Genomic DNA, 21,343 nt, shown 5'->3' with positions numbered 1-21,343 from the left:
TATCGCGCTCCAGCAGGAATGTCAAGCATATATTCCTGTTTTGATCACATTTTGTTTCTTTGGCCGGTGGAAAGGAGCCACTCTCTCTCGATTATGCCGCCGCGCGTACCTCGTCCGCCGCTTCGCGCCGCACCACCGGCCTGAACGCGATGCACAGCATATAGCCGCCCTCACCCACCGCCGGAGCCGGCGGAACCAGCAAGGCCGCACCAGGCGTGCAGCGGAACAGATCGCCCGCCATCGTCTCCATGCCCTCCTGGACATAGGGCGCGCCGATATCGGCCTGGTCGCTGATGCCCCGTTCGTCTGTCGGCGCCACCAGCGGCTGGAAGCGCACATCCTCGATCTGCACCGCCTCGTAGAGACCGCCCAGCAGCACCGCGACGGTCAGGTCGCCGCGTGCGGGGATCGCCAGCCGGTAATAGCCGTCATGGGTCGGAAAGGCCTCGATATCGACCAGGCAATCCTCCTGGGCATTGGCCAGGATCACCGGTACCGGGACGCCGCCCGCCTGGAAATCGCTCTCGCGCATGTCGAGCCCGCTGCGCACGATCCCGAACAGCGCGAGGTTGAGCGCGAGCCCCTGGTCCTGCAGTTCGCCGGGCAGGTACATGCGCTCGGTGCTCTGGACATAATGGAGGCCGCGCCGGCGCAGGCCGCGGGTCGAGCTCGATGCGTCGAGCATCTTCAGGTGGCTCGACGAACCGAGATTGGCGTCATGGGTGAAGTCTCCGATCACCGCCACTTCCTCGGCGGACGGAAGGTACATGAATCGCGCCAGGATTGCGGCGGCGTTGCGGCGGCGGCATTCGGCATCGTCGGATCGGGCGCCCTGGCCCATTGCGGTTGCCGCCGTGCCGAAGGCGATGGCGGCGGCCTGGATGCGATCGCGGGTGGCGCTCTGCGCGCCCTTCTCCGTCGCCTTTTCGTGGATCGTCTTGCCGTTCGGATGATAGTCGACCACCGAACCCTTGGCCTGGGTGCAGATCTGTTCGATCATCGCGATCGAAGATCCCAACGTGCACAGCGCCTCCCGGCCGTAATGACGCTTGTCGAAATAGCCCTTCTTGTCGAGCCCGCTCGGCTCATTCTCGCGCAGCAGCAGGTAACGCCCGGCGAGCGCGACATTCATGCGCGCGGAGAGGAGCGGCGCGATCCGGTCCTGGACGGTGCCGTGATAGCCAAGGTCGACGATCATCGCCATGTCGCCATCGTTCAGCCCTGCCCGCCGCACATGCGCGATCAGCCGCTCGGCATAGCGCGCCGATCGCCGCACGATCCGCTCAGCGGTCGGCCCCTCGCAGGCCAGCCGCTCGAGATCGGCGGTATCGCCCCGCGGCCCAACCAGCTTGCGCGCTTCATGCTGCTCGAGCAGGAGCAACCCCGCGAGCACGTCGAGCCGGTGCTTGCCCAAATCCTGCTCGATCATCGCGGCCACCGCCGCTTGGTCGATCAGCCCGGCGCGACCGGCGGTCAGCCGGCTGATCGCGATCTCGCCCACCGCCAGGTCTGATCCCAGCGTCTCGAACATCTTCATCGGCAGATAGCCGTCGCGCATCAGGAACAGCGTCTTGACCGGCCGGCCGCAGCTTGCCGCCAACGCCTCGGCTTCGTCCCGCACCCACTGCGCGAAGCCGTGCAGCATCGGCCCGATGACCTCGTGGCCCAGGATGAAGGCCGGATCCTGCTCGTTGCGCAGCGACACCAGCGGCCGGTGCGGCTGCATCGCCGGCACTGTCTGACGGGTGGTCGCATCGATCAACACCGCTGCCATCGCCTCATGGCGCAGCCGGGTTTCGGAGGCCGGGTCGAATTGTTCGAAATGCGCGCTATGGATGCCCAGCGCCGATGGCGCCGACTGATCCGCATGAAGATTGTCGCCAAGATGCAGGATTGCGCCGGGCTGCACGCCCATCGCCGCCATGACGGGTTCGAACAGTCCTTCGGTCTTGCTCAGCCCATGGTCGGAAGACGTGAAGATCCGGTCGATCGCCGTGGCGACCTCGACGCCTGCGGCCCGCGCGATCAGTTCGCCGAGTTGCGCCGCACTGAAATAGGTGTCGCTGACGATGACGACATTCAGGCCGCGCGCCTTGGCATCGCGGATCAGCGCGACAACCGGCGCAAAGCCGAAGCAATGTCTCGCCTCGGCGTCGAGCTCCGCCTGCACCGAAGCGGAAATCGCCATCGCATCCGCCGACGGCGGCAGCAGTCTCGCATGAATCGCCTCGATCGAGACCTCATTCCGCCCCTCGCGAAAGGCTTGCGTCTTGCGCGCCTTCCGCTCGGCAATCACCCGCGGCTCGATGGCACCGCCTTGGATCGCAAGTTCCGCGAAGATGTCCGAAGGTGCCTGCGCGTTGCGCCACAGCAACGTGTCGAAACAGTCGAGCGACAATATGCTCACGCCCTGCGGCGCCTGTTCGAGGAGGCTCGGGATATTCTGCGCGGTCACGCTGATCTTCATGATTTCCATCCGGCATGGGTCGTCATCCCGCTATCGCCGAAGGGTCTTACTATCGCGTTAACCATGAACGGGCGCCGTCATGTCAGCCCGGACAGTCGGTTTACAGCGCTGAAACAAGCCGTTCGAGCAACAGCCTTTGGCTCGCCAGGATCATCGCTCGCGCGTCGTCCAGCCCAAACCACCGTGCCGCATCGACCTCCGGAAAAGCCTGCATCCGCCCGCTCTTGGGCGGCCATTCCATCTCGAACATGTTGCTCCGGATCGCCCCGGCATCGATCTCGCGATCGAGCGCGAATGCGTCGACATATTTGCCGCCAGCCTGCCGTATCTCGCCCAGCGGCGCCAGCGCGCCCGGCAGCGGCAGTCCCAATTCTTCCTCCGCCTCGCGCCGTGCGGCGGTCGCCGCATCCTCTCCGGGCTCGATCAGCCCCTTCGGGATCTGCCAGGCACCCGCATCCTTCCTGCGCCAGAAGGGGCCCCCCGGATGAACGAGCAGCACCTCGACCGCTTCGCCGCGCCGACGATAGATCAGCAGGCCTGCGCTTCGCTGCCCCATCTGGCCTCGGCCGCTATTTACCGGTGCACGGCCCCAGCCGACGGCCGGTGCTGCGGCTCGTCATGCGCATGCTCATCTTGCCGCTCATGGTCATCGTCGCGGTCGCGCTGTACGATGTCGGCGTATAGCTGCCCTGCGATCGGGCGATCATCGTCGCTCCATTTTGCGAGCAGCTCATCTCGGTGGAGATCGTCCCGCCCGTCATCGCGAATTTGGTGAAGCGGCAGGATGGGTTCTGCTTGAACATCTCCTGCGGCCCCCTGGCAGCCTGTTCGGGGGTGATGCAATAACTCGCCCGGGTTGTCTTCCCGCTCATCATCCTCGAAACCTGCGGTGGCGCGCCGGGCATGTCGACGGACTCGACCGTCGATGTCGTCTCCCACTGTCCCGGCTGGATCTGCGTCGCGGCCTGCGCCGTCGACATTGCGCCCGCGATCAGCAGGCCAGCGATGAACAATCTACGCGCGTAACCCTTCATGCGACCTCTCCCTGTCCGGACGGCGTTGTGGCGAACGCCTGTAGATACTCCAAAAAGGCGGATTCGGTTGCTACAATTCGCATCAAGACAGTGCTGCGGCGGACAACCGGCGGCGGATGATATTGTGGACGGGCGAACGCGAACCCGTCCCGGCGTGCCGCCTCAGGAATTCAGCTTGGCCACCAGCGCCTGGAGTTCGGAGAGGTTCGCGCTTTCATCGGCCGCGCCATTCGCGGCGACTCCGTCTTCCGGCTCCTGCGAGCCGACGAAGCTGACAGCCGTCCAAAGAATTCCGGCGCTCCAGATGAGCGCAAGCCAACGGCTCCGGAAAAGCGAACTATACCGCATCCGTGCGACCATCGCAGGCCTTGCTTAGCAAGCGATGAAGACGCTGTCCCGATAGTGTCAATCTGACATGCCGGCCGCTCGACTGATCGCGACAGGGCCTGATCACGGAACTCCACCCATGGACCCGCCGTTCTATATCCAACGAAAGAATTTGAATTTGCAGGAAGAAAAATGGCCAGCCGCTACACCCTACGGATTTCCGAAAACGGATCTCAATTTCATACCGACAGTTTCCAGCGCGGCTTGGCCCATTGGAACCGGGAGCGGCTCGGCCCGCGATTCCCGGCGCCCGACTGGCACAGCCGGCTTGAGCGCGATACCCGGATGCTTCGCCTGGAGCGCGCCTTCCTCGATGAGCTCCGCGCCGAGATCGCCGAGGACGCCGCTGCGGCGCCACGCGATCCCGACGCCTTTATCGCGTGGTTCGAACATCTCCGGATCGTCGGCCCCGGACAGGGCGACCCGCTCTTCCCCTGGCTTGCCGAACGAGCGAGCAGCGATCAGCTTCGCTGGTTCTTCGAGCAGGAGGCGGCCGGAGAAGCCGGCTTCGACGATCTCGTCGCTTATACGCAGGTCAAGCTCCCCGTCCCGGCGAAGCTGGAACTCGCCCGCAACTATTGGGATGAGATGGGCCGCGGCAACCGCGCCGGCATGCATGGCCCAATGCTCGACGCACTGGTCGAGACGCTGGCGGTCGCGCCTGTCATCGAGAACACGGTGTGGCAGAGCCTTGCCCTCGCCAATGCGATGACGGGCATGGCGACCAGCCGCGACTATGCCTGGCATTCCGTAGGAGCGCTCGGCGTCATCGAGCTGACGGCGCCGGGGCGTTCGGCGATGGTCGCCAAGGGCCTCCGCCGCATCGGGCTGTCCGACAAGGAACGCCGCTATTTCGATCTCCACGCCGTCCTCGACATCAAGCACAGCGCCGCTTGGAACCATGAAGCGCTGCGGCCGCTGGTCGAGGAAGATCCCCGCCGCGCCACGGCGATAGCCGAAGGCGCGCTGATGCGCCTGCGTTGCGGCGCGCGCTGTTTCGATCGCTATCGCGAAGCGCTCTGGGCCGATCGATAAGCGGATGGCAGCCACGCGGCGATGAGCCTGCCGCTGCGCCTGTTCCTGGCCCTGCTGGTCGGGCTGGGCTGCGGCATCGCCATGGCGAGCAACGAAGGTCCGGTAACGCTCGCCGTATTGGGCATCGCCCGGCCGATCGGGTCGCTCTGGCTCAATGCTCTCACAATGACGATCGTCCCACTGGTCTTCGGCCTGATCGTCAACGGCATCGCCGCAGCTGCACGGGAGGCTTCGGCGAGCCAGGCGGCGCAGCGCTCGCTGCTCTGGTTCGCACTGCTGCTTACCCTTGCCTGCGCAATCAGCGCCATCGTCACCACCAGCTTGCTGCATTTATGGCCTGTGTCTCCGCAAGCCGAAGTTCTTCGCCATGCCGCCCCTCCTGCCATCGCTGCGGGAAACGGCGGCGCATGGTATGATGCGGTCATCCCCGCCAATCCGATCAAGGCCGCCGCCGAAACCGCTATGGTGCCGCTGGTGGTGTTCGCCTTGCTGTTCGGCTTTGCGCTCACCCGGATCGAAGCGGGCCTGCGCACCGCAATGGTCACGATCACGGCAGCGATCGTTCAGACGATGCTGGTGCTGGTTAACTGGATCTTGTGGCTGGCGCCGCTTGGCATCGCAGCGCTGGCCTTTGTCGCTGGCATCAACATGGGCGCCACTGCCGCAGGCTTGCTCGGCCAATATATCGTGGTCGCCTCTGTAGCCTGCCTTTCCGCGACGCTGATGGCCTATGTAGCCGCCGCGATCGCCGGCAACATATCGCCTATCCGCTTCGCGCGCGCTGCTGTTCCCGCCCAGGCGGTGGCGCTCGGCACCCAGTCTTCGCTCGCGACCTTGCCCGTCATGATCGAAGCCACGCCGGCGCTCGGTTTACAGCCCAGCGCAGCGGGCGTGGTGTTGCCGCTTGCGGTCTCGCTGTTTCGTGCCGCCAGCGCGGCCGCCAATGTCGCCGTTGCAATCTATCTCGCCGCCTTGCACGGGGTCCATCTCAGCACGCCGATGCTGCTGGTGGCTATACTGGTGGCCGTACCCGTGAGCCTTGCCGCGGTCGGGGTCGCGGCACAGGTGTCGTTCGTCGCGACCATAGCGCCGATCTGCGTCGCACTCGGCGTACCCATCGAGGCATTGCCGCTGCTCATGGCCGTGGAGACGATCCCAGACCTCTTCCGCACCCTGGGCAACGTGACCGCCGATCTCGCTGTGGCGCGCATAGTAACGGGCACCGAAAAGTCGGCCATCGAATCTGCCTGATCCTTCCCGCGTCTTCGACTAATGTCTAACTGCGAATTAACCATTTGTTGGTCGAGTCCCGACCAATTTGCTCCGCGAAGGAGCTACAACCATGAGACATAATCTCTCCGCCGAAATCGCGATCCGTCCCGACGACACCGATGCTCTGCTCGACCTCGGCTTCGCCTGCTCGACCGGCAGCCAGGGAAGCACGGTTGACCTGGTCATGGCCCACCAGTGGTTCAATCTCGCCGCACTGGCCGGATCTCAGGAAGCGCAATATTGCCGTGCCGACATCGCTGATCAAATGACCGGCCGCGAGATCGCCGAGGCCCAGCGCAGCGCGCGCGCCTGGCTCGCCATCCGCAGCGCGCACTGATCGAAGCGGACGTTACAGAACGTCCGCTTCGAGGACGACCGGGCGGCTCTCGCGCGTTCCACGCACCACGCTCTCGGGCTTGTCGGGTTCCGATGTGAGCATCACATAATCGTCGTGAACCTCGACCAGCGTTCCGACGAACGGGAACCCTTCCAGGCTACCCGTCACCCGATAGCTGACTATGTCGCCCGGCTTGAAAGTCGCCGCGTCGAAATTGAACTCGAACGGGCAGCTGCCGTCACCCATATTCTGCATAGCATTTTCTCCTGTCGCCTCAACGTACAGGAACAGGTAGCCAGCCATCAAGCCGACGCGTGGGCTCGCCGATGGGGGTGACGATCAGGCTTTCGCCCCGGATCGAGGCCCGATCGAGATCCTACTTCGCAAGGCGTTCCTCGCGCGAGCGTACCGACGCCGCGACCGAAGGCGCAGCAACCTCGATCAGTTCTTCCAGCAGCGCCTCTCCATCCGGCCACCCCTTCAGCTTGCTGTTCGCATTGATATGTCCGGCATGGCCGGCATCGACAAAGCGGCTCCCCCAGGCCTTCGCCAGAGCTTCCAGCCGGTCGAACGCGGCATAGCGATCGTTCCGGCTGGCAACAAGGATGGACGGAAAGCGCAGCACCCGCCCCGGCGCTGGCGCAAAACGGCGAACGAAGGGGTGCGCGTCGGATGCGTCGACATCGGGGGGCGCCACCAGCAAGGCGCCGCGCACGCGCTCCAGCTTGGCATGATCCGCGCCGAGCGCCCACCAGGCGATCGTCAGGCAACCAAGGCTGTGCGCCACCAGCAGGATCGGTCCGTCGGTCATCGCCAGCGCCGCGTCGAGGCGTTCGGTCCAGATGCGGCGGTCAGGTTCGGACCAGCAGCCGAGATCGACTCGCCGGCAATCGCCACGCCGCGCTTCCCAGATGCTCTGCCAGTGATCCGGGCCCGAATTGTCGAGACCCGGCACGATCAGACACAGTGGCTTGCGATCATCGATCATCGGCCCGCTCCAGCACGTTGACCAGTTCCCAGCCCCGGCTGTCATGCGCATGGGCCTGGCTGATCACGCTGCCCGGCTCCACGCTGCTGGTCAGCCAGACATTGCCGCCGATCGTCGATCCCGCGCCGATCGTCACCCGGCCCAGGATCGTTGCGCCCGCATAGATGACCACATCGTCTTCGACGATCGGATGCCGGGCAAGCCCGCGGCGCAGCGCGCCCTCGGCATCGGCGGGAAAGCTGCGCGCGCCCAGCGTCACCGCCTGATAGAGCCGCACCCGCTTGCCGATGATCGCCGTCTCGCCGATCACGACGCCGGTGCCGTGATCGATGAAGAAGGCCTCGCCGATCGAAGCACCCGGATGGATGTCGATCCCGGTCCGGGAGTTGGCGATCTCGGAGATGATCCGCGCCACCAGCGGCGCGCCCAGCCCGTGCAGCAGATGCGCGAGCCGATGATGCACGATCGCGATCACGCAGGGGTAGCACAGCAGAACCTCGTCGACGCTGCGTGCCGCCGGATCGCCCGCATAAGCGGCTTCGACATCGGTATCGATCAGCCGCCGCAATGCGGGAAGTTTCGTAGCGAAATGGCCGATGATCCGCCCTGCTTCGCCGTCGACCAGTTCGGGCATATTTTCACCGATCGAATAGCCGAGCTCGAGCCGGATCTGACCGTAGAGTCGGCTCAGCGCAGTCTGCAGCGTCTCCGCGACGAATGCCTCCTCATTATGCTGCCGCACGAAACTGGGCCCCAGCCGCAACGGGAACAGAGCGCCGCACAGCGCAGCCATGATCTTGTCGAGCACATGCCGCGAGGGGAAGCCGACCGAGCCCAGTTCGGCGTGGCGCTTATGCGCGCTGCGCCAGGCCTCGCGCGCGTCGCGAAGTTCGGCTGTGATGGCGTCTATGTCCCAATATTCACCTGGAGGCGCCGCAACGGCCTCTTCATAAGCTTCCTGCATAACCGCCTCGTTTATAAGCCCGTCCCTGCCTAGCCGCCTTACCGACAAGGGAAAGCAACTTTTCTCTACCATAATGATAGGAATTATATCCGAGCGGACAAACGGCTACGCGGCTGCTATGCGAAGCCATGGTTCCAAGGCTCGGCCCGCTCAAGCTCAAGGCTCAGATCTACTGTGGCGAGGAAGCCGCGATGGGGCCCGGGAAGGCCGCGCTCCTCGAAGCGATCGAGCGCGAGGGCTCGATCTCCGCCGCGGGCCGAGCGCTCGGAATGAGCTATCGCCGAACCTGGCTGCTCGTCGACAGCATGAACCGCTGCTGGGCCGAAAAGCTGGTCGACACCACCCCCGGCGGTGGACGCGACAAGGGCGCACGGGTGACCGGATGCGGCAAGCAGGTGCTGGCCGCCTATCGCATGCTGGAGCGCGATCTGCTGAACGCGGCAGATGCCGATCTCGGCACATTGTCGACGCTGCTCCGGGACGCTCCCCTGCCGCAACTGTAGAGCCTTGCCATATACGCGCGGATATAGCATGCGGAGCGCCCTACTCTGCAGGACCGCCGCTCATGCTCCGCTCTCTCGCAATTCGATGTCTGGTCGCATCGGCGCTCCTGATCGCCGCTCCGGTGCTGGCCGCCGAAACGCAGGTCGCCGTCGCGGCCAACTTCGCTGAGCCCGCCAGGCAGATCGCTGCCAGGTTCGAGAAGGCGACCGGTCACAAGGCCGTGCTCGCCTTCGGCGCGTCGGGCGCCTTCTACACCCAGATCAGCCATGGCGCGCCGTTCGAAGTCTTCCTCTCGGCAGACGCCGAGCGCCCTGCCAAGGCGGAGCAGGACGGCCTGGCCATCCCCGGTACACGCTTCACCTATGCCATCGGCCAGCTGGCGCTCTACTCGGCGACGCCGGGCCTCGTCGATAGACGCGGTGCAGTGCTCAGGCGCGGTAACTTCGAAAAGCTCGCCGTCGCCGATCCCGCAACCGCCCCCTATGGCGTCGCAGCGGTCGAGACGATGCAGCGGCTGGGCATCTACGACGCGCTGAAACCGAAAATCGTCACCGGAAGCTCGATCGCACAGGCCTATCAATTCGTATCGACCGGTGCAGCCCAGGCCGGCTTCGTGGCGCTCAGCCAGGTGATCGATGTTCCCGGCGGCTCGCGCTGGCTCGTACCCGCCCGGCTGCACAGCCCGATCGAGCAGCAGGCGGTACTGCTCAAGACCGGCGCAAACAATCCGGCCGCGCGCGCCTTCCTGAAATATCTCAGGAGCCGCCCGGCACTCGCGATCATCAGGCGCTACGGCTATGTCGTCAGATAGCTGATGGGCCTCGTCCTCGCGACCACCGCCGAACTGGCGCTGGTCACCACCATCCTGCTCCTCCTGCTCGCCACCCCGCTCGCTTGGTGGCTGGCCCGCTCACGCCGCTGGTGGAAGGAAATCATCGGCGCGGTCTCCGCGCTGCCGCTGGTCCTCCCGCCCACCGTGATCGGCTTCTATGTCCTGATCGCGCTCGGGCCCGACAGTCCGTTGATGGCGCTCCTCCAGCCGTTCGGCATCCGCACCCTCGCCTTCACCTTCACCGGCCTGGTGATCGGCTCGCTCTTCTATTCGCTGCCTTTCGCGGTCCAGCCGCTGCGCACCGCCTTCGAGGCGATCGGCGACCGCCCGCTTGAGATCGCTGCGACGATGGGGGCCGGACCGCTTGACCGTTTCCTGACCATCGCCATTCCGCTCTCGCGCCGCGGCTTCCTGTCGGCGGCGATCCTCGTCTTCGCGCACACCATCGGTGAATTCGGCGTCGTGCTGATGATCGGCGGCAACATCCCCGGCAAGACCGAGGTGCTCTCGACCCGCATATATCAGCTGGTCGAAAGCCTGCAGTTCGGCGAGGCGCACCGGATTGCAGCCGTGCTGGTCGTGTTCTCCTTCGTCGCCCTCCTCGCGCTGCTCCTCGTCGAGCGGCGCATCGGCAACGTCCAGCCATGACGATCGCGGTCGACCTTGATGGAAAGCTCGGCAAGTGCTTTGCGCTGCGCGTCGCGTTCGAGGTGCCATCGCGCGGCGTGACCACCCTGCTCGGCCCTTCCGGTTCGGGTAAGACGACGCTGCTGCGTGCCCTCGCCGGGCTCGATCGGATCGCCGGCACGATCCTCCTCGATGGCGAGGTGTTCCAGGATAGCCGGACGTTCGTCCCTGCCGAGCACCGCCGTGTCGGCTATGTCTTCCAGGGCGCCGGCCTCCTCCCGCACCTCAGCGTCGCCGCCAATCTCGACTATGCCGCCCGCCGCTCCGCGCCCGGCCGCTTCGCCCGCGACGACATCATCGAGCGCGCCGGCATCGCCCATCTGCTCGACCGCCGCCCGGCGCGCCTCTCCGGCGGCGAAGCCCAGCGCGCCGGCATCGCCCGCGCCCTGCTGAGCCAGCCCCGCCTGCTCCTGCTCGACGAACCTCTCTCCGCCCTCGACAGCGACGCGCGCGCGGAGCTGCTCGACTGGCTGGAAGCGCTGCTTCGGGACGTCGATGTCCCCACTTTCTACGTTACGCATGATCATGGCGAAGCGCAGAGGCTATCCGCCAGAACGATCAAGCTCCGGCAGGGGCAGGTCGTGGGCCCACCGGTTTAGCAGACCATGTAAATGGCAAATACCGCAGGCGGCAAAGCAACCAATCCGGCCATCACCCAAACCCAGCGATGCCGGCGGCTCCGTGCGATCAGCAACAGCGTCAGGCCGTCGATCGACAGGTAGAGACCAAGATGTCCGGCAATTTGCCGCCCCGTCTCTGCGTCCCCTGTTGTCGGCCCAGCCGCGGCCATGCACATCAGCGATATGGGCAGCATGGCCAGTAACCACATGACCAGGCCGATCTTGACCACAAGCCACAAGGTTCGCGGCAACACCACCCTCGAATATATCATTTGCGGCGCTGCCCGTTGGCCGCCCGTACGCCCTTCATGATGTCGCGCGTATCCCGAGGATCATCGCCCACGTGTGTGCCTGTCCCGGTTAAGGGGTTGCCCCATGATGGATCGTACGGATGACGCTTTGGATCCACCAGGTGTTGATATCTCTGCACGATTCCAGCAGCTCTCGTCAAAATGCCGGCTGGGAAAAGTGTCGAACCGGTCGCGCCAAAGTTGATGTTGCCGACATGATCATCGCCAATCCTATTGCCTCGGATCTTTGGATCCCAATGACCTCCCGGGAAAACTGATCCAAGCCATACACCCAAGGCGGCTGAGGGGGCGACATTTGCCGCGACCCCTGGATCCATGCCCATGTTGCGAGCATCGGCCTCACCGTCGGCTAACATTCTTCGCATAAGAGCAACATTATCCGCAACTTGCTGGCCATCCGGAAGCCTGTTGCTCAGCACCCTTTGCGCAGCCATTCGCTTACGCGCCGCGAGCCCGATCATACCATGGCAACTCCTCCATAAGTACATAGCAAGAACATATGTATACCTACATTGAAAGTAAAACGTCCATCACTGATGCGCTCAGGGCGATATGATTCATGCTCGGGCCTTCGTTGCGCCGTGGAGCCGCGTGATCGCATCGATCGAGGACAGCAGCTCTCCCCCCCCCATCCAGCGGCCGATATAGCAAAGCGCGACACCGAGCCGGGCATGCAGGCGCGGTCATGTTACAATTGTTGAAGCGTCTGATGGACCGGCCCGTGATAGGGGGGCGCTGTAGTCACGCAGAATCCGCTATGATCGAAGTCAACGATGCCACGCTCAGTCACTACACGCAGTGTATTCAGCGTGAGCGCGAAGCAGCGGCAAGGGCCAGCACCGAAGCGGTGCGGCAGCTTCATCTCAGGATCGCGGAGATGTACGAGCGCAAGCTGACCGCGATCCGCTCGCTGTCCTGATCTTCGCTTTCGGTCCGCCGAACAACCTCAGGCCGAACGGGCGGGATCGGTTATGGGATCGTCGGTCACCGGATCGCTGCGGCGAGCGCTTGGGAGCGATCCCGTCTGCCGCTCGATCATCCTGTGGACCCGGAACGGCTCGCCTTCTTTCTGCAGCTTATGCAAGGCAGAGCTCGTCTCCGCATCGGCATGGGTCAGCCGCTGGTTGTATCGGGCATAATCGAGCCAGGTTGCGAGATGGAAGCGTTCCATCCACAGCTCGGCGTCGTGAAGATCGCGCAGAAGGGTCCAGCGATGGGCGCCGTCACGCCGCCGGATTCGCCGCCGTTCGGTCATCGCGGCCAGAAAAGCCACGATATTGTGTGGTTCTATGCGATACTCCACCGTGATCACGACCGGCCCGCTACGCGGTTCGAGCGGCACAGCCGTCTCGGGCTCGGTCCAATGCCGAAGCGGATCGAGATTCAGGTCCTGGACCTGCGGCAACGGTGCCAGGAAGCCGAGGGCTATCACCGCCACCTGAATGGCCGCTCCCACGAGAAGCGCATCCGCCACGCCATGATGTTCGGCAATGAGGCCGAGCACCCAGGCGCCCACCGCCATCCCCCCGAATGCCGTCATCTGGTAGATCGACAACGCCCGCGCCACGACCCAGCGCGGCGAGGCCAGCTGCACGGTCACATTAAATGTCGATAGTGCAAGCACCCAGCTGGCACCGGCCAGGATAAGCGCCGCCGTGGTCAGGACGATATTGGAGCTGAGCCCGGCAACCGCGCTCCCGATCGCGAGGCCGAGCGTGGCCATCCTTATCATCATCTCGGTCGTCAGCCGCCGGCGGAGCCGTCCACTGCCGAGCGCACCGATGACGGCGCCGATACCGAACGCGCCGAGCAGCGTCCCGTAGGTCAGCGGCCCACCTTTGATCAGGCTCCGCGCCACCAGCGGCATCAGCGCCGGCAACGCGTTGGCCACGATCCCGAAACATGCCGCGCGCAGCATCACGATCCGCAGGTTGGGTGACATGGCGACATAGCGCAGCCCCGCCCCCATCGCCACCATCAGACGCTCGGGCGGCAGCATGCGAGGCGGGAAGTCGGGCCGCCAGCGCAGCAGGACGAGGATCAGTCCGACATAGGAGAGCGCGTTCACCAGGAAGGCGGCCGCGGCCCCCGCCGCAGCAACAAGGACGCCGCCGATCGCCGGTCCCACGCTGCGCGCGATATTGAACCCCATCGAGTTGAGTGCAACCGCCCCCGCCAGTTGCGCGCGCGGCACGATGTCGCCCACCGAGGCTTGCCAGGCGGGCCCGTTCATCGCCGTGCCGCAGCCGATCAGGAAGGTGAAGGTCAGCAGCAGCCAAGGCGTCAGCCAGCCTTGCCACGCGAACATCGCCAAGGCCGCCGACACCAGCAGCATAAACACCTGTGCAGTGAGCATCACGCGGCGCCGATCGACATTGTCCGCGACCGCGCCTGCCAGCAGCGCTAGCAGCATGAACGGCAGTGCCGACGACGCCTGCACCAGCGCCACCATCTGCGGCGATCGCACCAGCGACGTCATCATCCACGACGCGCCGACCGACTGGATGAGCCCGCCGAAGTTGGACAGGAGCGATGCGATCCAGACCGCCCTGAAGATCGGAATGGTAAGCGGGGAGGCCGCGCGGGGAGCTGGCGAAGCGCTGTCGGCGTGGAGAGTCATCGCCTACGGAATGCCGGACGCGCGGCTTTGTGCCAATAGCCGTCCTTAGCCCGTGGAACTCCGGACTGGCCAAATCCTGCCGCCGCGTTCACCAATTCCCATAACCCGATCATACCGATCCTGCGTGTAACGACATGCTGCGAACTCCGGACGTTCCGGCAGTCGAAGAGGTAGCTTGCGATGTCGATAGCATCAGCTCTGGGCCTGAAGGGCCGCTCCGAGGCGCGGCAGGGATCGCGAACGCGGGTGATGCTGCCGGCCGTGTTGCTGGCCGGCGGGCGCCCCGCGCGTGTCCACATCCTGGATCTCTCCAGCGAGGGTGCGCTCGGCCATGCAGCCGAGCCGCCGTCGCCAGGCGAGATCGTCTGGCTGGTATGCAAGGGCAATGAACTGCTGGCGCGCACCGCCTGGGTTCGCGGCAACCGCTTCGGCCTTGCCTTCGACTCTCGCCTTCCCGCCGCCAGGCTCGATCCGATCCTGGCCGAGGGTCGCCGCGCGCTCCAGGGCGAGACGGAGAGGGCTCCACTGCGCCTCGCCAGCTGAGGGAGACCTCAAGCCGCGTCGTGGAAGATGATGCCAAGGGTGTGGCGATGCCCTGTGCGCAAGCCGCTCACGCCATGCCGCATCGTTACCCGATAATCGCCGCGTGATCCGCGCTGCGGGCGATGTGCCACCGCGAAGATGACGGCGTCGCCCCGCGACAGCGGCACCACGTCGACGCGCGACTGCATGCGCGGCCGCTGTCCGGCCAGGATGAATTCGCCGCCGGTGAAATCCTCGCCAGGAGCCGACAGGAGCACCGCGACCTGCAACGGGAAGACATGCTCGCCATAAAGATCTTGGTGCAGGCAATTATAGTCGCCCGCACCATAGCGAAGCAGAAGCGGCGTCGGCCGCAACTGGCCGGCGGCATGGCAGCGCTCGAGGAAATCCAGGTGCTCGGCTGGAAAGCGCACCTCAAGCCCCATCCGCTCGTGCCAGCGATTGGCGATCGGAGCGAGCCGCCGATAGAGTGCGCCGCGCAGTTCCGTCACCAGGGCCGGCAGCGGGTAGGCGAAATAGCGATATTCGCCGCGCCCATAGCCATGCCGCTCCATCACGACATGGCTCCGAAACCCCGCGCCTGCGTCGTAAAGCGCGGCAACCTCGCCGCAGGCCCGCTTGCTCAGCAGCCCCGGCAGGATCGTCCAGCCTCGCACGTCGAGGTCGGCGGCGGCAGCGTCCCAGTCAGGGCTATCGATCTCCATCATTCGGGGATGCTGACAGCAGACCGCCTCGTCGGCCTCCCGTTCCTTGCGCTCACTTGCACAGTGCGCTCCGTCGATGTGCATAGCCAAGGTAGATGGCGAGGCCGATGGCGTTCCACAACAGGCACCACAACAGAGTCTTGGCCGGGAGGCTGACGAACAGATAGGCGCACCCGAATAGCGCGCCCAGCCCCACCAGCGTCGCGGCCGGCGCACGGAATGGCCGCGGTAGCTCGGGGCTGCGTCGGCGCAGCACGATCAGGCACGCGCCTACCGCCATGAACGCGATTAGCGTACCGGCATTGGCCAGCGCAGCGATCTCGCCGATCGGCAGCAACCCCGCCAGGAGCGCCACGATGACCGCCGTCATCGCCGTGATCCGCGCCGGCGTTCCGCGTTTGGAGATCGCCGCCAGCCCGCTCGGCAGGAATCCGTCGCGGGCCATCGCCAGGAAGATCCGGCTCTGCCCATAGAGAAAGGCGAGCAGGACCGTCGGCAGCGCGATCACGGCAGCCGTGGCGATCACCTTGGCGACGCCTGGCCGGCCCAGGTCGCGCAGGATCAGCGCCAGCGGCTCCGGGCTGTCGGCGAAACCGGTGAACGGCACTGCGCCGATCGCCGCGGCCGCCACCAATATATAGATCAGCGTGCACACCAGCATCGATCCGACGATGCCGATCGCCAGGTCGCGCTCGGGCCGCTTGGTTTCCTCCGCCGCGGTCGAGATGGCGTCGAAGCCGTAGAAGGCGAAGAAGATAATCGCCGCGGCCGCCATCACGCCGCGCTGCACGCCGTCCGGCCCCGGCATCGAGGCAAAGCCATAGGGCATGAACGGGTGCAGGTGACCCACATCGAAATAGGGCAAGGCCACTGCGACGAACAACGACAGCGTCGCGATCTTGATCAGCACCAGCACCGTATTGATCCGGGCGCTCTCCCGCGTGCCGAGCAACAGCAGCCCGGTCACCACGGCGATGATGAAGATCGCCGGCAGATTGACGAGCCCGCCAAGCTCCGGCCCCTGGGTCAGCGCCGCCGGGAAGCCTGCACCGATCAGCAGCGGCGACGCATAGCCCGACCAGCCGACCGCGACGGTCGACACCACCAGCGAATATTCGAGGATCAGGCTCCAGCCGACCACCCAGGCGAAAATCTCGCCGAGTGCCGAATAGGCATAGCTGTAGGCGCTGCCCGAGGCCGGCATCATCGCCGCCAGCTCGGCATAGGCCAGCGCCGCGCAGGCGCAGATCACACCGGCAATCGCGAAGGACAGCAACACCGATGGCCCGGCGCGATCCGCGCCTACCCCGATCAGCGTCAGGATACCCGTCCCGACGATGGCGCCCACCCCAAGCGCCATCAGGTGCGGCCACGACAATGTCGGCGTCAGCCCGCCTGGCGGCCGCCCGACGCTGTCGATCGGCTTGCGCCGCAGGAAACCTGCCATACCCCTCCCCTATGCGAACCGGTCCGTCGCCCTGATCAACTGATCGAGGATGCCCGGTTCGGAATAGGCATGGCCGGCGCCCTCGATCACGTGGAGCTCGGCATCGGCCCAGGTCTTGTGCAGCGCCCAGGCATAGCGGAGCGGACAGGGCATGTCGTAGCGGCCATGGACGATGGTGCCGGGGATGCCGCGCAGCCAGGCTGCATCGCGGAGCAGCTGCTCCGGTTCCAGCCAGCAGTCATGATGGAAATAATGATTCTCGATGCGCGCGAAGGCGATCGCGAAATGGTCGTCGCCGTGGGTCGCGCTCAGGTCGGCGCTCGGTAGCAGCGTGATCGTCTCGCCTTCCCACAGGCTCCACGCCTTCGCCGCCTCGAGCTGTATGACGGGATCGTCCCCCGTGAGCCGCTTGTTATAGGCTGCCACCATCCGGCCTCGCTCGGCATCGGGGATCGGGGCGACGAAGCGTTCCCACTTGTCGGGAAACATCTGCGACACGCCGAACTGATAATACCAGGAGATTTCCTCTCGCGTTGCCGTGAACACACCGCGCAGGATCAGCGCGCTGACATGAGCGGCGTGCGTCTCGGCATAGGCAAGCGCCAGCGTGGAGCCCCAGCTGCCGCCGAACACCAGCCATGCATCGACGCCCATCAGGGCGCGCAGCCGCTCGATGTCTTCGACAAGGTGCCAGGTCGTGTTCGCGTCGAGGGCGGCATGCGGCGTCGATCGCCCGCATCCCCGCTGGTCGAACAGCAGCACATCGTAGCGCGCGGGATCGAAAAGCCGGCGGTGATCGGGCGAGCAGCCAGCGCCCGGCCCGCCATGGAGAAAGACCGCAGGCTTCGCACCCGGCGTGCCGACTCGCTCATAATAGATGCTGTGGCCATCGCCGACATCGAGCATGCCCGTCGCATAAGGCTCGATCGGCGGGTAGAGTGCGCGCAGACCGGTCATGATGCGGATCGATGGCTTGGATGACTTCGGCGCGGCGGCAATGCTAACATCGCTGCAGGCTAGCGGAGTCCGAAGATGCGCGCCAGCCGGAGGCCCGGCATCCACCGCATCGCAGCGGCGATGGGAGATGACTCCCTGGCTGCAGGATAGTACACAGCCAATGCGATCGCCCCCCGGCTAGGACGATATGGACGATTCAGTCGAAATCGAACTGAAGCTCGAATATGATCCCGTCAAGCGCGATCGGCTGACTGGCTCGGCGCTCCTCGATGCGCATGACGCGGAGCGCAAGCGATTCATCGCAACCTACTTCGATACGCCGGATCTTCGGCTCCACGGTGCCGGCTACGCCGTGCGCCTCCGCAACGAGGGCGATCGCAATATCCAGACGGTCAAGGCTTCCACCAGCACGGCGGGGGCCCTGTTCATCCGTGGAGAGTGGGAGCGGCCGATCGATGGCAATCGGCCGATCCTCGACGAAAGAGCAGGTCCGCTGATCCAATATGTCGACGCCGCGACATTGGGCAATGTCGAACCGCTGTTCATCACCGACGTCGAACGCATCTCAGGAATGATCGAGCGGGCTGGGGCGACGATAGAATTTTCCATCGACTCAGGAGAGGTTCGCGCTGGCAAGCGGTGCCTCGCCCTGTCCGAAATCGAGTTCGAGCTGAAAGACGGCTCCCCGCAGATCCTGTTCGATCTCGCCCGGAGCCTCAACGAGGAGGTTCCGCTGCGGCTCGGCGTTCGTTCGAAATCCGGATGCGGCTACGCGCTGGTCGCGGCCGCGCCGTCCAGCGTCGCCAAAGCCGAACCCATCCGCCTTGCCCGTGACATGGGCGCCGCCGATTCCTTCACCTTGATCGCAAGCTCCTGCCTCAAGCAATATCGGCTGAACGAAACGTTGCTGCTCGAAACCGAGGCAGGCGAGGCCATCCACCAGGCGCGGGTGGGTCTGCGTCGGCTCCGCTCCGCCTTCGTGCTGTTCAAGCCGCTGTTCGCTGGCGACGACCGCGCCGCCATGCTCGCAGCCGAGTTGCGATGGTTGGCTGGCGAACTCGGCGCCGTTCGCGACATCGATGTCCTGATGCCGCAGCTGGAAGGATCTGGACGAGCAAAACTGGCCACGATTCGTGAAAGCCGCTTCAGTCACCTCCGCAACTTGCTGGAGAGCAGCCGCGTCCGGCTGCTGCCGATCGAGCTTGCCGAATGGCTGGCGATCGGCACGTGGAGGGAGCCGCACCCGGATCCGGGACAGCATGACGAGATGATCTCGGTCTTCGCAGCGGACCGGCTTGATCGTCTGCGCAAACGCATCAGGCGCGAAGGTCGGTGCCTCGCGACCCTGGACGACGAACATCGCCATGAGGTGCGCAAGGACGCGAAGAAGCTGCGCTATGCCGCCGAGTTTTTCGTCTCGCTCTACCCAGACCGGAAAGCGCGTCGCCGGATGGAACGGCTGCTCGACCGGCTCGAAGCGCTGCAGGACAAACTTGGCAGGCTCAACGACATGGCTGCCGCACCCGAGCTTCTGGCGAAGCTGGGGCTGGATCCGGAGATCGGCCCCCCACGACCGAAGGCTCGCCGGCGCCTGCTGTGCGATGCCGAGCGATGCTTCGATGCGCTGGTCGAAACGAAGCGCTTCTGGCGCTCCTGATCGCAGTGCCGCCCGCCGTGCCTGAATGCAGCCGGTACCGTGCGCACGACAATGATCAGCTGATAACCATGCTGAACGGGAAAATGGGAAGCGACAATTAAGCGCCTCCCATTCCTCCTTCATAGGATTTCCGGATCGATCCTGCGTTCTCGAATGATTATCTTGCGATGATGCTTACCCTCACAGATGCGGAGGGAGCTCTGCGAGATACGGTGACTCTATGAACAGCCCCTTCGTAGTGTCGCCAGCATAATTATCCACACTGTCGGCAGAAGCGATCTGCACCGCATAATTGAGCTGATTTGTCGCATCCGACTTGAAACGGATTTCGATCTGATACCAGCCGGCCGTTCCGACCGCCTGTATCTTGGCCAGATAAGGCGGCGTCATCGTCCCATAATTATAGGAAGAGCCGACCGTCCCCGCGCTTAGATCGAAGAAGCAGGTCGCTCCGCCGCTATAGGCCGCCCCGGCTACGGCGAGCTTGGCGAAGGAACGCCCATTGGCCTTCACGCGCGCCGTCATCCGGTAATCCTTGATGGAACTTGCCTTGCTTATCCACTGATCCACATCGTGATAACCGGTCGAAGCCGTCTCCTTAACCGAAGATGCTGTCGCGCCGCCGCCCGAACCGGTCTGCCCGGTCACGACGCTGACAGCAGATGCGACCCAGGCCGCATTGGACAGATCGGTGGGGCTGGCAAGAAGATTTGGTCGAGCCGTCATGAACGGAATCGGGATCGGGGACCTGTCCTCAGCATACACATTGCCAGAAAAAGTAGCGCAGTCGCTGTAGATGCTGCCAACGGAATAAGGCGGATCAGCTGGATAATTTCCGTAATTCTTGCTAATAAGATTATCTCGAACGACCACACCAGAAACCGTATTCCCCGGGTTGGTAAGTGAAATGTTCTTGGTAACAAGCTTGATGGGATAATCCTTACCGCCCTCGATATAATTTGCCCTGATCAGATAGCTGACAATATCTTCGCTTGAATCGGGCTTGACGAGGATCACCGCCGTCGAGGAATCTCCTGTCGTACTTTGAAGCCAATTCTCTTCGATTACCGACTGGCCGTATAAACCTTGGCAGCAATCGAGATGGGGATTCACGACGAGCGGGTTAGGCGTCTGCGATGGGTTATCCGACGCATTCGGCACATAGGTGCCATCAGCCGTCGTCCACCCGCGCAAGTCATGCACGTAGTTGTGACGGAATATGCTGTTCTTGAAGATGCGGGCTGGATCATTGCCTACCGCAAAAATATCTCCGCGTTGAACCAGGACATTCTTTGCGTAGCTATCGCCGCCGATGCCCATATAGGCAAACTCACCGATACCATCTATCGTGAAATCCTCGATGACGACGTTGGATATGGTCGAGGATGCGTTATGCAATTGAACCAGGATAATCGTGTTCACGTTATCTGGATTGTCGGCGCCTTCGACCGAGAAATTTCGAAGACGTAGCGGATTGGACGGCGTGCCGCCTGCCGTGACAAGAACCTTCCCCTTCACGGCCGTCCCTGCAAGATCGTCAGCATCCGACTGATCGGCCACGGTGAATGTTCCGGTGTAGCTTTTAGTCAGCGCAATTTTTGGACCTGAGACCTGCTGGTGCCAAGCCTCCAACTCCGCGATATTTCCCTGCGCTATGATAAGGTCGCGCGCGGCCGACAGAGCAGGATTATTGGAACTATAGTTCGCTGTCATACATAGACTCCTACAAATAGCTCAAAAGCATTCTCTGTTTAAATGAATTGGTAATCTTATCCGTGAGGACGCTCACATTTCGTAGTTCTGATTGGCCGATCGGAGACGAGTTCCCACGCCCACCGACGCTGAGCATCGCACGGTGTCTCGGCAGCGCATCCTGCTCCGCGCAGTGCGGAGACAGGGATATTTTCAACTCATATCGGGTGAGTCGGAGAGAACAAATGAAGAACTACAAGTCAACTCTGAATCGCCTTACGCGCA

General features: G+C 64.1%; 24 protein-coding genes. 10 read left to right on the top strand and 14 right to left on the bottom strand.

Annotated features, from left to right (window positions below):
• Positions 1-91: 91 nt before the first annotated feature.
• The 4 genes from AC1DPF_RS05505 to AC1DPF_RS05490 form a co-directional block, all read right to left on the bottom strand.
• Positions 92-2,467: an HAD family hydrolase gene (locus tag AC1DPF_RS05505; protein ID WP_477960121.1), complete on the bottom strand. Its 2,376-nt coding sequence runs from the start codon at positions 2,465-2,467 to the stop codon at positions 92-94.
• Positions 2,468-2,567: 100 nt separating this feature from the next.
• Entirely contained in the window at positions 2,568-3,023 is a 456-nt protein-coding gene (locus tag AC1DPF_RS05500) for an NUDIX hydrolase (protein ID WP_477870885.1), read from the bottom strand.
• A 13-nt stretch (positions 3,024-3,036) separates the two neighbouring features.
• Positions 3,037-3,501: a DUF3617 domain-containing protein gene (locus AC1DPF_RS05495; protein WP_477870887.1), complete on the bottom strand. Its 465-nt coding sequence runs from the start codon at positions 3,499-3,501 to the stop codon at positions 3,037-3,039.
• 162 nt (positions 3,502-3,663) lie between these two features.
• Positions 3,664-3,861: a hypothetical protein gene (locus tag AC1DPF_RS05490; RefSeq protein WP_477870889.1), complete on the bottom strand. Its 198-nt coding sequence runs from the start codon at positions 3,859-3,861 to the stop codon at positions 3,664-3,666.
• A gap of 159 nt (positions 3,862-4,020) precedes the next feature.
• Between AC1DPF_RS05490 and AC1DPF_RS05485 the strand changes: the two genes are divergently transcribed.
• From AC1DPF_RS05485 to AC1DPF_RS05475, 3 genes are all read left to right on the top strand, one after another.
• On the top strand, positions 4,021-4,923 hold the full coding sequence (locus AC1DPF_RS05485; protein WP_477870891.1) for an iron-containing redox enzyme family protein: 903 nt from the start codon (positions 4,021-4,023) through the stop codon (positions 4,921-4,923).
• A 21-nt stretch (positions 4,924-4,944) separates the two neighbouring features.
• Positions 4,945-6,174, top strand: coding sequence for a dicarboxylate/amino acid:cation symporter (locus AC1DPF_RS05480; RefSeq protein ID WP_477870893.1), 1,230 nt, complete (start codon positions 4,945-4,947; stop codon positions 6,172-6,174).
• Positions 6,175-6,265: 91 nt separating this feature from the next.
• A complete protein-coding gene (locus tag AC1DPF_RS05475) occupies positions 6,266-6,532 on the top strand; it encodes a hypothetical protein (RefSeq protein ID WP_477960119.1) in 267 nt (88 codons plus the stop codon).
• Between the two features lie 12 nt (positions 6,533-6,544).
• Here the strand turns inward: AC1DPF_RS05475 and AC1DPF_RS05470 are convergent, their stop codons facing one another.
• The 3 genes from AC1DPF_RS05470 to epsC form a co-directional block, all read right to left on the bottom strand.
• Positions 6,545-6,787, bottom strand: coding sequence for a hypothetical protein (locus tag AC1DPF_RS05470; protein ID WP_477871401.1), 243 nt, complete (start codon positions 6,785-6,787; stop codon positions 6,545-6,547).
• A 121-nt stretch (positions 6,788-6,908) separates the two neighbouring features.
• The gene (locus AC1DPF_RS05465; protein WP_477960117.1) at positions 6,909-7,520 is read right to left on the bottom strand and encodes an RBBP9/YdeN family alpha/beta hydrolase; all 612 of its coding nucleotides are present in this window, start codon (positions 7,518-7,520) and stop codon (positions 6,909-6,911) included.
• Positions 7,510-8,484: a serine O-acetyltransferase EpsC gene (gene epsC / locus AC1DPF_RS05460; RefSeq protein WP_477960115.1), complete on the bottom strand. Its 975-nt coding sequence runs from the start codon at positions 8,482-8,484 to the stop codon at positions 7,510-7,512. Before epsC ends, AC1DPF_RS05465 begins: the two co-directional genes overlap by 11 nt.
• 128 nt (positions 8,485-8,612) lie before the next feature.
• Here epsC and AC1DPF_RS05455 point away from each other — a divergent pair, with 128 nt between their 5' ends.
• From AC1DPF_RS05455 to AC1DPF_RS05440, 4 genes are all read left to right on the top strand, one after another.
• A complete protein-coding gene (locus AC1DPF_RS05455) occupies positions 8,613-8,987 on the top strand; it encodes a winged helix-turn-helix domain-containing protein (protein ID WP_477870900.1) in 375 nt (124 codons plus the stop codon).
• Between the two features lie 62 nt (positions 8,988-9,049).
• Entirely contained in the window at positions 9,050-9,799 is a 750-nt protein-coding gene (modA, locus tag AC1DPF_RS05450; RefSeq protein WP_477870902.1) for a molybdate ABC transporter substrate-binding protein, read from the top strand.
• Between the two features lie 3 nt (positions 9,800-9,802).
• On the top strand, positions 9,803-10,468 hold the full coding sequence (gene modB, locus AC1DPF_RS05445) for a molybdate ABC transporter permease subunit (protein ID WP_477870904.1): 666 nt from the start codon (positions 9,803-9,805) through the stop codon (positions 10,466-10,468).
• Positions 10,465-11,106 carry an ATP-binding cassette domain-containing protein gene (locus AC1DPF_RS05440; RefSeq protein WP_477960113.1) on the top strand — a complete coding sequence of 214 codons (642 nt, stop codon included), beginning with the start codon at positions 10,465-10,467 and terminating at the stop codon, positions 11,104-11,106. Before modB ends, AC1DPF_RS05440 begins: the two co-directional genes overlap by 4 nt.
• Here AC1DPF_RS05440 and AC1DPF_RS05435 read toward each other — a convergent pair.
• Complete coding sequence (locus AC1DPF_RS05435; RefSeq protein ID WP_477960111.1) at positions 11,103-11,357, bottom strand: hypothetical protein; 255 nt, start codon at positions 11,355-11,357, stop codon at positions 11,103-11,105. The two genes, AC1DPF_RS05440 and AC1DPF_RS05435, sit on opposite strands and share 4 nt — an antisense overlap.
• A gap of 38 nt (positions 11,358-11,395) precedes the next feature.
• Entirely contained in the window at positions 11,396-11,899 is a 504-nt protein-coding gene (locus AC1DPF_RS05430; protein WP_477960109.1) for a hypothetical protein, read from the bottom strand.
• A gap of 296 nt (positions 11,900-12,195) precedes the next feature.
• Between AC1DPF_RS05430 and AC1DPF_RS05425 the strand changes: the two genes are divergently transcribed.
• On the top strand, positions 12,196-12,357 hold the full coding sequence (locus AC1DPF_RS05425) for a hypothetical protein (RefSeq protein WP_477870912.1): 162 nt from the start codon (positions 12,196-12,198) through the stop codon (positions 12,355-12,357).
• A 27-nt stretch (positions 12,358-12,384) separates the two neighbouring features.
• Here AC1DPF_RS05425 and AC1DPF_RS05420 read toward each other — a convergent pair whose 3' ends face one another.
• Positions 12,385-14,058, bottom strand: a complete 1,674-nt coding sequence (locus AC1DPF_RS05420; RefSeq protein ID WP_477870913.1) for an MFS transporter — start codon at positions 14,056-14,058, stop codon at positions 12,385-12,387.
• A gap of 180 nt (positions 14,059-14,238) precedes the next feature.
• Here AC1DPF_RS05420 and AC1DPF_RS05415 point away from each other — a divergent pair, with 180 nt between their 5' ends.
• A complete protein-coding gene (locus AC1DPF_RS05415; RefSeq protein WP_477870915.1) occupies positions 14,239-14,601 on the top strand; it encodes a PilZ domain-containing protein in 363 nt (120 codons plus the stop codon).
• 8 nt (positions 14,602-14,609) lie between these two features.
• Here AC1DPF_RS05415 and AC1DPF_RS05410 read toward each other — a convergent pair whose 3' ends face one another.
• From AC1DPF_RS05410 to pip, 3 genes are read right to left on the bottom strand one after another with little or no spacing between them, the layout of a single operon-like run.
• A complete protein-coding gene (locus AC1DPF_RS05410; RefSeq protein WP_477960189.1) occupies positions 14,610-15,305 on the bottom strand; it encodes a 2OG-Fe(II) oxygenase in 696 nt (231 codons plus the stop codon).
• A gap of 52 nt (positions 15,306-15,357) precedes the next feature.
• A complete protein-coding gene (locus AC1DPF_RS05405; protein WP_477870917.1) occupies positions 15,358-16,752 on the bottom strand; it encodes an amino acid permease in 1,395 nt (464 codons plus the stop codon).
• Between the two features lie 9 nt (positions 16,753-16,761).
• Entirely contained in the window at positions 16,762-17,709 is a 948-nt protein-coding gene (pip, locus tag AC1DPF_RS05400; protein ID WP_477960107.1) for a prolyl aminopeptidase, read from the bottom strand.
• 187 nt (positions 17,710-17,896) lie between these two features.
• Between pip and AC1DPF_RS05395 the strand changes: the two genes are divergently transcribed.
• The gene (locus tag AC1DPF_RS05395) at positions 17,897-19,366 is read left to right on the top strand and encodes a CYTH and CHAD domain-containing protein (RefSeq protein ID WP_477870921.1); all 1,470 of its coding nucleotides are present in this window, start codon (positions 17,897-17,899) and stop codon (positions 19,364-19,366) included.
• A 180-nt stretch (positions 19,367-19,546) separates the two neighbouring features.
• On the opposite strand, the gene AC1DPF_RS05390 is transcribed toward AC1DPF_RS05395, so the two are convergent.
• Positions 19,547-21,079, bottom strand: coding sequence for a phage head spike fiber domain-containing protein (locus AC1DPF_RS05390; protein WP_477870923.1), 1,533 nt, complete (start codon positions 21,077-21,079; stop codon positions 19,547-19,549).
• Positions 21,080-21,343: the final 264 nt, after the last annotated feature.

Source organism: Rhizorhabdus sp. P4_G6 (assembly GCF_056401045.1).
Note: the sequence above shows the minus strand (reverse complement) of the source record. Positions and strands in the feature narration are given on the sequence as shown.